Source organism: Roseomonas aeriglobus, assembly GCA_016937575.1.
Classification (GTDB): Bacteria; Pseudomonadota; Alphaproteobacteria; order Sphingomonadales; family Sphingomonadaceae; genus Sphingomonas; species Sphingomonas aerigloba.
In genome coordinates, this window is record JAFHKN010000002.1 from 2,501,987 (window position 1) to 2,514,567 (window position 12,581).

The following is a 12,581-nucleotide window of genomic DNA, read 5'->3' on the forward strand; positions in this document are numbered from 1 at the left end:
GGGAGCCGCCGGCACGGTCGATTTTCTCTCTTGGCAGGCTAGCGAGCAAATCGCGCGGCCGTCCAATCCGTCGTGGCAATTCAGCGATGCCGCAACGCTATCGATGCAGGCCGTCGGCGATCCCGCCGGCATCGATACGGCAGGAGGCGACCGTCCAGGCCCGGGCCTGTTCCGACAAGGTGACACCCAGCCCCGGTCGGTCCGATATCAGCATCTTGCCGTCGCGGATCGTCTGGCGTTCGTTGAACAGCGGGTCGAGCCAGTCGAAATGTTCGACCCAGGCGGCGTGCGCATAGGCTGCCGAAAGATGGACGTGCAGTTCCATGGCGAAATGCGGCGCGAGACTGAGCTGCGCTTCCTCGGCCATGGCGGCGACGCGCAGGAATTGGGTGATGCCCCCTACCCGTGCCGCGTCGGGCTGAACGAAGTCGATCGCCCGGCTGCGGATCATCGCGAAATGCTCGGGCGCGCTGACCAGCATTTCGCCCGACGCGATCGGCGTGTCGAAACTTCCCGCCAGGGCCGCGTGCCCTTCGATGTCATAGGCGTCCAGCGGCTCTTCGATCCACACCAGGCCGTGGGCCTCCATCGCCCGGCACATCCGCTGCGCGGCGTCACGCGACCATTGCTGGTTGGCATCGACCATCAGCGCCACGCGTCCATCGATCTGCCGCGCGACCGCGTCGAGGCGGGCGAGATCGACCTTGGGGTCGGGATGGCCGACCTTGATCTTGATGCCGCCGATCCCGCTCGCGATCGACGCCTCGACATTGTCGAGCACCTCTTCCAGCGGCGAGGACAGAAATCCCCCCGAGGTGTTGTAGCAGTTCACACCGTCGCGGCGGCAGCCGAGCAGCTTGGCGAGCGGCAACCCGGCGCGTTTCGCCTTCATGTCCCACAACGCATTGTCGAACGCGGCGACGGCCTGGGTCGACAGCCCCGCGCGTCCGACCGACGCGCCGGCCCAGACCAGCTTGGTCCAGAGGCGGGCGATGTCGTTGGGATCCTCGCCGAGCAGCTCGGCCCCGACTTCGCGCGCATGGGCGAACAGGCCGGGGCCACCGGCGCGTTTGGAATAGGAAAAGCCGAAGCCTTCGCGTCCGTCGCGCGTGACGATCTCGGCGAACAGCATGGCGACCTGGGTCAGCGGTTTCTGCCGCCCGGTGAGCACCTTCGCGTCGCTGATCGGCGTGGCCAGGGGAAGATTCGCCAGACTGATCCTGATCTCGCTGATCCGATCGTCGCTCATCGGCCGTGATCGCCGACGGTGCAGTCCGACGTGACCGGTCGACCGGCCAGCACGTCGCGTGCGAAGGCGACGGCATCGTCGGCCGACCGGCTCAAAGTCTCCCCGTGACGCGCGTCCGGGTAACCGCGAAACCGGACGATGTTGCCCTGCTGGCAGATCCGCGCCAGCGCCAGCTTCTGACGCTCCGGCGCGATGAGTTCGTCGCCGAGGCCGATGCCGATCATCAGCGGCACGCGGGTCCGGAACGGGTCCATCGCGCCGGCCGGCCCCAGCAGTCGGTCGATCTCGGCAACCGGCCGGGTAAAGGCGTTGTCGAGGGTTATGCCATTGGCCTCGGCGACGACGCGCGGATCGCAGCGCGTGCGCGCCGCGGCCAGCAGGATCCGGCCCTTGTCGGTCAGCAGTGTCTCGGGCGCGGGTGCACCATCGGGCAGGCTGCCCGACATCATGCGATAGACCAGATAATAGGGCGAGCCGCCGGGGGTCTGGTTCGACAGCGGGACCGCCGGATCGGGGAAGGTCGTCACCAGCGCCGTCGCGATCGTGCCGCGGACCGCCAGATCAGGCGCATAGGTGGCGGCAAGACGTGCCGCGCCCAGCGCCGCCCCGGAGCCCTGCGACTGGCCGGTGACGATGACCTGATTGGCGATGCCCTCACCGGTCCGCAACGCGGCGCGCCCCGCATCCAGGACCGATCGCCCCTCCGCCTGCCAGATGAGATAGGGATGCGGACCCGGCCCGCCGAGCCCCTGGTAATCGGGCGCGACCACGGCAAAGCCGTCATCGAGCCAGCGAGCGATATAGGCGCGATCGCGGGCGTTGGCGCCGGTCCAGGATGGAGCACAGCTGTCGGCGACACCCAGCGTCCCGTGCGACCAGACCACCAGCGGCCAGCCGCCCCGCGGTCGCCGCCCGTGCGGCAGGTAGAGCGCGCCGCTGACCGGGAGCGTGCCGCTGCCCCACCGGGCATCGGTCGATGTATAGAGGATACGAAGCGCCTTGCTCGCCTGACGCGGCATCAGGTCAGCAGGCAGCGGCTCGGTCCGCAGGACGCGCCCCGGCCGGCCTGCCAGGGGACCGTTCCAGCGGTAGAATGGATCGATCGGCTGGTCGCCGACGATGGCGCCTTGCGGGAGGGGATTGCGGTCTTGGGCAAGGACGGGCCCGGCCGTGGCCAGTGCGGTGAGTGCGGCCGTTACGGCAAGCGCAATCGCTCGCCGGCCGAATTTCTTCAGATCGAAACGGCCCATTCCCCCTCCGCCAGCCTCTGCCCTAACGCACCATGCACGGGCGCTTGTTGTCGAACGTCCACCCGGGGATCAGATATTGCATGGCCTGCGCGTCATCCCGTGCGCCCAGACCGTGATCGACGTACAGCCGATGCGCCCGCGCGAGCGCGTCCTCGTCCAGTTCCACGCCCAGGCCCGGGCGTTGCGGAAGGTCGACATGACCATCGACGATCCGCGGCGCCTCGATGGTCAGGTTATCGCCGTCCTGCCAGATCCAGTGCGTATCGATCGCCGTTACCTGCCCGGGCGCAGCGGCCGCGCAATGCGTGAACATCGCCAGGCTGATGTCGAAATGGTTGTTCGAATGCGAGCCCCAGGTCAGCCCCCAGTCGCGGCAGGTCTGCGCCACCCGCACCGAACCCGCCATCGTCCAGAAATGCGGGTCGGCCAGCGGGATGTCGACGGCTTGCAGGCGTAGCGCCTCGACCATCTGTGGCCAATCGGTCGCCACCATGTTCGTCGCGGTTGGCAGCCCCGTCCTGCGACGAAATTCGGCCATGACGTCGCGCCCGTTGCGCCCGCCTTCGGCCCCGCAAGGATCCTCGGCATAGGCCAGCACATCGGTCAGCCCCGACGCGACCCGCACCGCCTCTTCCAGGCTCCAGGCGCCATTGGGATCGAGCGTGATGCGCGCCTCGGGAAAGGCATCCTTCAATGCGCGTACCGCAGCCGCTTCTTCGTCGGCCGCGAAGACGCCCCCCTTCAGCTTGAAGTCGCGAAAGCCATATCGCTGCTGCGCGGCGCGAGCGAGCGCCACCACGGCCGCAGGCGTCACGGCCTCCTCGTTACGAAGCCGCGCCCATGCATCGGCCGAACCGCTCTCGTCCCGATACGGCAGATCGGTCCGGTGCCGGTCCCCGATGTAGAACAGGTACCCCAGCATCTCGACCCGGTCGCGCTGCCGCCCCTCGCCCAGAAGGTCCGCGACCGCGCAGCCGAGGTGCTGGCCGAGCAGGTCGAGCATCGCGCTTTCGACCGCTGTCTGCACGTGGATCGTGGTCCGCAGATCGAAGGTCTGCAGCCCGCGGCCGCCCGCATCCCGGTCGCCGAAGCGCCGGCCGATCTCGGTCACGATCCGGGCATGCGTACCGACGGTCGCGCCGACGACGATGGTCCGGCAATCCTCCAGCGTCTGCCTGATCGCTTCGCCGCCGGGCACCTCGCCCAGTCCGGTGTTCCCGCTTTCGTCGGTCAGCACCACGACGTTGCGCGTGAAATAGGGACCGTGCGCCCCGCTCAGGTTGAGCAGCATGGAGTCCTGACCGGCGACCGGGACGACCCGCATCGACGCGATCTTGGGTGCTCGGCTCATGCCGCGGCAGCCACCACGGCCTGCGCCCGCTGGATTAGCATATCCAGTTCCGCCAGCTCGGATTCGAGCAGGCCGGTGAGCGGGGGGCGCACCGCGCCGGCAGGCCGACCGACCAGGTCGCAGCCCGCCTTGACGATCGACACGGCATAGCCACGACCGCGGTTGCGCAACGCGATATAGGGCAGGACGAAATTGTTGAGCTCGCGCACGATCGTCGCCTTGTCGCGGGCGCGAACCGCCCGGTAGAAATTCACCGCCCAGTCCGGCATGAAATTGAAGATCGCCGACGAATAGGTCGTCACCCCCATCTCCAGATAGGCCGGGGCGAAGGTCTCCGCGGTCGGCAGCCCGCCGACGTAGGTCAGCCGGTCACCCAGCTTGCAATAGATCCGCATCATCAGTTCGACGTCGCCCACCCCGTCCTTGTAACCGATCAGGTTCGGGTTGCGATCGCACAGGCGAGCGAGCGTATCTTCGGTCACCACGGCGTTGTCGCGGTTGTAGACGATCACCCCCAGCGAGGTCGCGCGGCAGACCGCCTCGATATGCTCGGCCAGGCCCTCCTGCCCCGGCACCATCAGATAGGGCGGCAGCAGCAGCAGGCCGTCGGCACCGACCCGTTCCGCCTGGCGGGCGAGGTCGACGGCGATCGCCGTGCCATATCCGCAGCCCGCGATCACCGGTACGCGCCCTGCGGTTTCGGCGACGGCGGCCTCGACCACCGCGACGACCTCCGCCGGCTGAAGCGAAAAGAACTCGCCGGTCCCCCCCGCGGCGAACAGGCCCGCCACGTCATGCTCCAGCATCCAGCTACAGTGCCGGCGATAGGGTTCGACTTCGAACTGCATGTCGGCATCGAAATGCGTGACCGGGAAAGACAGCAGGCCCGACCCGATTTTCGCAGCCATTTCTTGGGAAGACATCATCTTGAAGTTCCGTCTGAGGTTTGGTGAGCAGCGCTATCATCGGCGCACGAACCCCGTCCAAACCCGATCGGCTCTCGATCGATAGCGCTTTGCTATGATCCGGCCGGACCGGTGGCGGGGCGAGATCGGGATCAGAACCTGGCCCGCACGCCGACCCGGTAGGAACGACCGATGCCGTCATAAAGGACCGGGTTGAACGGCGGCGTGCTCGACGCATTGCCGGCCGCGACGGGCGGATCCTTGTCGAACAGGTTCTCGACCGCGAAATACAGTTCGGTCTTGTTGCGCCCCTGGCCGAACAGCGTGTAATTGCCGCCGAGGTCGAAATATTTCGCACCGGCGATATAGTTGCGGTCGATGTCGACCCCGCTGACCCAGGTCACGTCATAGACCCCCGCGGAGATCGTCCGCATGGTGAGGGTCAGCGAAGCCTGGTCGCTATCGTACCCCAGCGACGTGAACGTGCGCCACTTGGGGATCGACGGCGCGGCATTCGGCCCGCCGTTCTCGCCCACGGCCTCGTTGGTCACATTGTTGTTCGTGAAGCTGTAGTTGAGCGCCCGGTTGGCGAGGAAGCGCAGCACGATATTGCCGGCCGCGTCGCGGAAGAGGCCGTCGAAGGGCACGCGGTACGACGCATCGATGTCGAAGCCGCGAACGCGCTGGGATGCGACGTTGACCGGCACGCGGCGGATTTCGGTGATCGTCCCGGCCGCATTGCGAGTGATCAGGGCGCACAGCTCGGATTCGCCGCCGATGCAGCGCGCGACGATGTCGTTGACCGCCAGCGTGGTGATCGCGTCGCTGAGCTTGATGTTGTAATAGTCGAACGATGCGCTGAAGCCGGGCAGGAACCGCGGCGACACCACCACGCCCAGGCCAAGCGTGTTGGCCTTTTCCGGACGCAGCGCGCGGTTGCCGTCGGTGATCTGGGTGATGCGGGTGGGATTGACCGTCGCCAGCGGGTCGGTGACGTCGACCGCCTGCGACGCGCCGGCGGCATAGAGTTCCTGCAGGTTGGGCGCGCGAATGTCCCGCGAGCGGACGACGCGGAACTTGATGTCGCGGATCGGCTCGTAGGTCACGCCCGCCTTCCACGTGGTCACGCGCCCCGAGGTCGAATAATCGGTGATGCGTGCGGCGCCGTTGAAGTCGGCGGTACCGATCCCGCTGTCCTTGAGAAGCGGGACGACGACCTCGGCAAAACCTTCGGTGACGGTATATTTGCCGGCATTGCTTTTGAAATTGCCGGTGAAGAAGCCGCCGAGCGTCGTCGGATAGAGCGCAGGCCCCGACACGAAGGTAGCCGACACGGGATCGCCGACGGCGGTCACGGATTCGCTGCGACGCTCGACGCCGGCCGCAAAGGACACGGGCCCGGCCCACAGATCGAACGGCTCGCCGGTGATCGACAGCGAGCCGACCTTCTGCGTGATGGCCTGGGTCTGAGAGGCAGTACCCTTGACATAGGCGATCGCGGCCGGGCTGGCGACACCCGTGCCGAAGATGTTGAGCGGCACGCAGCCGTCGTTCGGATTGGTGAGCGTCGAGCGGCAGACGATCTGGCCCGAGGCGTTGGTGACGGCGTCGATCGCGTTGCTGAACTTGATGTTGTCGGTGGTATTGAGCAGCTTGATGTCCAGATTGGTGCGGCCGTACTGATAATAGGCCTGCCACTTCCACCCCTGGCCCAGCTCGCCCGCCAATGTGCCGACGAGGCGGTAGTTCTCCCGCTCGATGTCGTTGACCATCCGCCCGAGATCGACGGACCCATAGCCGACGCGGAACGAGGTGATGTTGTTGGCCGCTGCCGTCGCACGGACGCTTGCGGGCAGGAAGGCGTTGTTGGCGCTGACGTCGATGTTGTTGACGTTGCGCTGATAGGCCGCCGGACCGACCGTGTGCGTCTTGCCGTAGGATGCCTCGATGGTGGCGGTCACGGCCGGGCTGAATTCGTAGCTGAGCATCCCCCAGCCGTTGGTCCGGTCGATCCGCGGGGTCAGCGTGCCGAAATTCCCCTCGTTCCACGGATTGCCGCCGATCATGAAGTTGCCGGCAATCGTGCCATAGACGAACGGCGTCACCGCCCCACCCGCGCCGAAGCTGGTACCGAAGAAGGGGTTGGTCGTGTTGGTCAGCGCCCCGCTGGTGATGAAGTTCCGGCGCACGCCGTTCTGTACGACACTGTTGATGACGGTGCCTTGGGCGACGTTGTTGTAATGGACGTTGTCCGCCACGATCTGGCGCGGCTGGCCGTTCCCCGCCACGAACGCCGGGTTGGTGACCAGATATGTCTCCCTGTACCATTTGCGCTTGGCAGGATCGATCTGGAAGATCCCGTCCTCGTGCTGGTGCTCGCCGGAGACGATCACATGTCCCCGGCCATCGGCGAACGCTTTCCCGAACGACCCGGTGAATTGGTAGTTCTTGTTGTCGCCCCGGCTGGTCACGCCGCCCATGACGTTCAGCTTCACGCCTTCGAACTTCCGGTCGATCACGAAGTTGACGACGCCGGCGACGGCATCCGACCCATAGGCCGCCGATGCGCCGCCGGTGACGATGTCGACGCGGCTGAGCAATGCGGTCGGAATGTTGTTGACGTCGACCGCGCCGGTCTGGGTCGAAGGGGCGACGCGCTGACCATCGATCAGGACCAGCGTCCGGTTCGAACCCAGGCCGCGCAGGTCGAGCAGGTTGAGGCCGGCGGTACCGGTCGAGGTGGCGCCATTCCCGGCGCGGGAGGTGGCGGTACCGGTCAGCTGCGGCAGCTGGTTCAGATAATTGGCGACATTGGTCGGCGCGGATTTGGAAATCAGCGAGGCATCGACCACCGTCAGCGGCGTCGGGGCGTCATATCCGTCACGCTGGACACGGCTGCCGGTCACGATGACCTCTTGGGTCGCGGTCTGTGCGGCCGCTTCGCTTTCCTCGATCGGCGGCGTCGGAACGGTCTGCGCAGCGGCAACGGATGACCACAGGGCCAACGGCAGGCTGACACCGGTCAGTAACAGCGGACGCGCGAAATTCCTTGGCATCAGGTGCCTCCCCTCCCGTAGCGCAGCCGCTTTGGCGGCATGCCTTTTCTTCGCGTCACAGACTTCCCCGGCGAACCCCCTGAGTCCAATTCCGGCTGGCAATCAAACGATGCCAGGCAGGTATGCATGGGCCGGCCGCGTGTCGGTGGTCCCTCGTGCCGGCGCCCGCGCTTACGACCGCGCGAGAAAATGCTCCGCCGCCTGCATCAGGCCCCGGGTGTGCCCATAGGCGAAGGCGAAGCTCTGGAGCCCTGCCTCGGGATGTCCGGGCACCTCGGGCACATGGTCGGGCATCAGCATGCCGTCATAGCCGACCTCGTGATAGGTCAGCAGCGCCCGGAACATGTCGACGTCGCCTTCGTCCGGGAAGGCTTCCCGGAAATGCCCTCGCCCGCCGACGATATTGCGGAAATGCACGTTGAAGATCTTCTTCCGCGACCCGAACCAGCGGATCACGTCGAAGATCTCGACCGCCGGACGCGCCAGATTCTCGCTGACCGTTCCCTGGCAGAAATTCAGGCCATGGAAGCGGCTTTCGCGGATCGACACGAAGCGCTTCAGTCCGTCGATCGTGCCGAGCACGCGGTGAACCCCCTGATAGCCCTCGGGCGGCGTGCCCGGATCGTGCGGGTGGCAGGCGATGCGGATCTTATATTCCTCGGCCACGGGAACGACACGGTCGAGGAACCATGTGATGCGTTCCCAGAACGCGTCTTCGCTGACGGTACCGGCGCGGGTGAGCGGCGTCGGCGGCGCGGCCTTGCGCGCATCCCATTCACCGAATTGCACCGATCCGCCGCGTCCGGTGACATGCCCCGTGCGCAACACGCCCAGGATCGACATATTATATTTGATGCAGGGGATCCCCGCCCGCGCGCAGTTGCGGATCAGGGTCTGGAACGCCTCCACCTCGCGCTCGCGTTCGGGACTCTGTGCCAGCATGATGCCCGGATTGCGCTCGCGGTCGATGTGCGACGACGGCAGGAGCACGGGGTCGAGGATGTCGAGCTTGAGCCCCCTCGCCTCGGCCATGGCCCTGACGCCGGTCAACTCGTCGACCGTCGAGTACAGCCGCCCGGCAGACACCGGCGCACGGGCGGCGATATGGGTCACGCCGTAGCGGGCGAGATATTCGAAATGCTCGTCGGTAGCCGGCCCGCTCTGGCAGCCGAGCTTGAACTTCAGTCGCCCGCTCGGCCGCTGCCCGACGGGCGTCGTTCGCGCCTGCGGCCTTGCCGCGGCCATGTCGCTCGCGCCGGTCGTCGCGGAAAGGGCAAGGCCCGTGCCCAGGCCCGTCAGAAACTGCCGCCGTTCGATCATCCTCTCCCCTTCGTTTTGTTCGTCGCCGGGATGGTCCCAGGCCGGCAGGGCGGCACCGGGATCCGCTGCGCTATCCGCCGCCCCCCGTGCCTCCCCCGCCACCGTGTTCGCCGGTCCATCGCCGAAGGTTCGTCAGCAACAGGCGCAGGGCCGGATTGACATTGTCCTGGCGCCACGCGGCGTGCAGTTCGACGATCGGATCGGTATTCTCGAGTTCCGAAAACACCACATTGTCCGGATGAAGATGCGTGGACGCCTCCGGCACCAGCGCATAGCCATGCCCGGCGCCGACCAGCGTCAGGATGGTATGGATCTGCGCGACATGCTGGACGAGTTGCGGAGAGGCATGGGCATTGGCGAACAGCCCGGTCACCAGATCGTGAAAATAGCGCGCCTTGTCGGGCGCATACATGATGATCGGCAGGCCGTCGAAGTCGGCAAGCGTGCGTGGGCATGCATGCGCCGGGATCGAATCGTGCCGGCACACGACAAACCGTTCCGTCAGGACTCGCATCGACGCCAGTTCCGTCCCGCGCACCGGTGGACGCAACAGACCGATGTCGAGCCGGCCGGTCTGCAACGATTCGAGCTGCTCCCCGGTGACCATTTCCTTCAGCAGCAGCTTCACGTCGGGCATGTCGATCCGCATGCGTCCGAAGAAACTCGGCAGGAAACTGTACCCCGATGCCGCGGTGAAGCCGAGTGCGACCATGCCGCGCTGGCCCTCCGCTGCGGCGCGCGCGGTCGCTACCGCGCTGTCGGACAGTTCGACGATCCGGCGAGCCTCGGCGAGGAAGACCACGCCGGCGGCGGTCAGGCGGACCGACCGGCTCGATCGCGCCACCAGTTCCAGCCCGACGATCCGTTCCAGGACCTGGATATGCCGGCTGAGCGGAGGCTGCGTCATGTTGAGACGGGCCGCGGCGCGCCCGAAGTGCAGTTCCTCGGCCACGGCGACGAAGCAGCGCAGCTGGATCAGTTCAAACATGGTGCGGAACCACGCGCTCAATACCTCGGTTTGACGGGTGAGAACGCGGGATCATATTTGCGCATCTGGCCCGTGTCATCGCGCGTGCGGATCGCGATCCGATCGAATGTCGCCTTCCCCCGCGCCAGCCGCACCGGATCGATGGCCAGGCCCAGCCCCGGCCGGTCGCCGACCCGTACACAGCCGTTCATGAACGCGATCTTCCCGCCGCGCACGACCTCGTCCGCATCCTCGACCCAAGGGTAATGGGTGTCGCAGGCATAGGTCAGGTTCGGCGTCGCTGCGGCGAGGTGCGCCATGGCCATCAGGCTGATCGCCAGATGCGAGTCGGAATGCATCGACAACCCGAGGCCGAAGGTGGCGCACATCGCGCCGAGCGACTGGCTGTCCCGCAAACCGCCCCAATAATGATGGTCGGACAACACGATCTGCACCGCGTTCAGGGCGACGCTGCGGCGCAGGTGATCGAAGCAGGTCACCACCATGTTGGTGGCGAGCGGCAGACCGGTGCGACGATGCAGTTCGGCCATCGCCTCCAGTCCGTTGACCGGGTCTTCGTAATATTCGATCAGGCCACGCAGCCGATCTGCCGCTGCGATCGCGGTCTCCATCGACCACGCCCCGTTCGGATCGATCCGGAGGGGATAGTCGGGGAAGGCGTCGGCCAGCGCCTCGATCGTCGCGATCTCGACCGACGGGGGCAGCGTGCCGGCCTTCAGCTTGATGCTGCCGAATCCATGGCGATCGATCATGCGCCGGGCCTGGGCCACCATCTGCGCGGGGGTGATCGCCTCGCCCCAGCTGTCGGCCGGCTCCTCGGGCTCGATGTGGCGGGCGTATTTGTAGAAGAGATAGGCGCTGAAGGGCACGTCGTCGCGAACCGCTCCGCCGAGCAGCGCATGCAGCGGAACGCCCGATGCTTGCGCCTGCAGGTCGAGCATCGGGACTTCGAACGCCGAACAGCAATTGGCCCCCTGTCGCGCGGGGTCGGAGCCTGGCGCCAGTTCGGCCCCGGGCGGCGGCGGCGGCAGCCCGCTCAGCGTTTCGGCGACGATCCGGCGCAGCCCGTTCAGATCGTGCACCGACAGCCCGACCAGCCGCGGCGTCACCGCCTGCAGCGCGGCGAGCGCGGCCGCATCGCCATAGCCCTCGCCAAGGCCGGTCTCGCCGTTTTCCGCGACGACCTCGATAATCGAGCGCAGCGCATAGGGTTCGTGGATTCCGGCCGCATTCAGCAGCGGCGGATCGCGAAACGCGATCGGCGTGACCCGGACGTCGGCGATCCTCACCGTGCGGCCCCGACGGCTGCTCGGTCAGTCACCGGTCTCTCCCATCCGCGCCAGCTGTACGCGCGAGCAGGCCTCCATCACCTTGGCGAACCGCTGCGCCCGGTCCTTGCCATAGATGAACGGATTGACGTCACCCGGGTCGGCATGGGTCAGCAGCTGGATCTTCTCGATCGCGGCGATGTGCGCGGGATGGTTGCTGATCACCGCATCGACGCCGGCCTGCCGGGTCAGGCCGCTCCAGCGCTGGAGCGATGCGATCTGGTCGTGGATCGCGGCGCTGGTCGAACCGCCGCCGGTCCCGCCCATCAGCCCGACCACGTGCGGCCGCCCCCGATCGGTGACGGGGAAGATCGCCGACAGCGTTCCCGGCGTATGGCCGGGCGTGACGTAGAGTTTCACGCTGGTCCGGCCGAGCGTGATGCTATCCCCGTCGCGCACGACGATGTCGCGGCGCGGCGGTACGAGGTCGCGGAACGGCCCGCCGCCGCGATCCGGGCTTTCGAGCATTTTCCAGTCCGCGTCCGACAAGGCGACCCGGGCACCGAAATTATCCTGGAAATATTTGGCGCCGCCCCAGTGGTCGCCGTGGCCGTGCGTGACGATCACATATTTGATACGCTTGGGGTCGAGCCCGAGACGGATCATGTTCGGCACCATGATGTCGCGCGCTTCGGCTTCGTTGTTCAGCGCATCGATCAGGATGATCCCATCGGACGTATCGAGCGCCCAGGCCGATACGGCGTTCTGGCCGATCGAATAGAGCTGGTCGAAAACCTTGGCTTCCTGAACCAGGCCGTCGTGCTGGATCGCAAACACCGTCTTCCGGTCCAGCGGGCTCGTCATGCACCGCCAGTAGAATTCCGGCAGAAGGTCGGGATCGGCCCATTTCCGCGCGGCGGACAGGTGTTTTGCGACAGCCTTCCCGTTGGCGTTCGGGAAGGTCGCTTGCGCTGAATAGCCCGCCGGGGGGGGCGTCTGCGCGGGTCCCCCGACCGGGGCAACAAGCACGGCCGAAGCCGCAATGGCTGACAGGACTCGCCGCATCACCTCTCCTCCGCGCGCGCTTCATTCGGCAATTGGCCGGTCCGCGACGGGTTTCATGCGCCCGGTCCGGCACAGCGCTCTCTATGCGGGAAGAGATAGATCAGCGCAGCGCCGATGCTGTCCAGCCCC

9 protein-coding genes are annotated in these 12,581 nt (G+C 66.7%); all 9 read right to left on the reverse strand.

The genetic code is table 11. From position 1 onward, the window contains the following. Positions 1-97 precede the first annotated feature (97 nt). Complete coding sequence (locus tag JW805_12480; GenBank protein MBN2972833.1) at positions 98-1,249, reverse strand: mandelate racemase/muconate lactonizing enzyme family protein; 1,152 nt, start codon at positions 1,247-1,249, stop codon at positions 98-100. Further along, entirely contained in the window at positions 1,246-2,499 is a 1,254-nt protein-coding gene (locus JW805_12485) for an alpha/beta hydrolase (protein MBN2972834.1), read from the reverse strand. Before JW805_12485 ends, JW805_12480 begins: the two co-directional genes overlap by 4 nt. Positions 2,500-2,521: 22 nt before the next feature. Continuing rightward, positions 2,522-3,850, reverse strand: a complete 1,329-nt coding sequence (gene gudD / locus JW805_12490; protein MBN2972835.1) for a glucarate dehydratase — start codon at positions 3,848-3,850, stop codon at positions 2,522-2,524. Further along, positions 3,847-4,773 carry a 5-dehydro-4-deoxyglucarate dehydratase gene (gene kdgD / locus JW805_12495; GenBank protein ID MBN2972836.1) on the reverse strand — a complete coding sequence of 309 codons (927 nt, stop codon included), beginning with the start codon at positions 4,771-4,773 and terminating at the stop codon, positions 3,847-3,849. Before kdgD ends, gudD begins: the two co-directional genes overlap by 4 nt. Positions 4,774-4,907: 134 nt before the next feature. Beyond that, the gene (locus JW805_12500; protein MBN2972837.1) at positions 4,908-7,811 is read right to left on the reverse strand and encodes a TonB-dependent receptor; all 2,904 of its coding nucleotides are present in this window, start codon (positions 7,809-7,811) and stop codon (positions 4,908-4,910) included. Between the two features lie 171 nt (positions 7,812-7,982). Next, complete coding sequence (locus JW805_12505) at positions 7,983-9,131, reverse strand: mannonate dehydratase (protein ID MBN2972838.1); 1,149 nt, start codon at positions 9,129-9,131, stop codon at positions 7,983-7,985. A 70-nt stretch (positions 9,132-9,201) separates the two neighbouring features. Beyond that, positions 9,202-10,119 carry a LysR family transcriptional regulator gene (locus tag JW805_12510; protein MBN2972839.1) on the reverse strand — a complete coding sequence of 306 codons (918 nt, stop codon included), beginning with the start codon at positions 10,117-10,119 and terminating at the stop codon, positions 9,202-9,204. Positions 10,120-10,136: 17 nt separating this feature from the next. After that, positions 10,137-11,408, reverse strand: a complete 1,272-nt coding sequence (locus JW805_12515) for a hypothetical protein (protein ID MBN2972840.1) — start codon at positions 11,406-11,408, stop codon at positions 10,137-10,139. A gap of 24 nt (positions 11,409-11,432) precedes the next feature. Next, positions 11,433-12,452, reverse strand: a complete 1,020-nt coding sequence (locus tag JW805_12520) for an MBL fold metallo-hydrolase (GenBank protein MBN2972841.1) — start codon at positions 12,450-12,452, stop codon at positions 11,433-11,435. Positions 12,453-12,581: the final 129 nt, after the last annotated feature.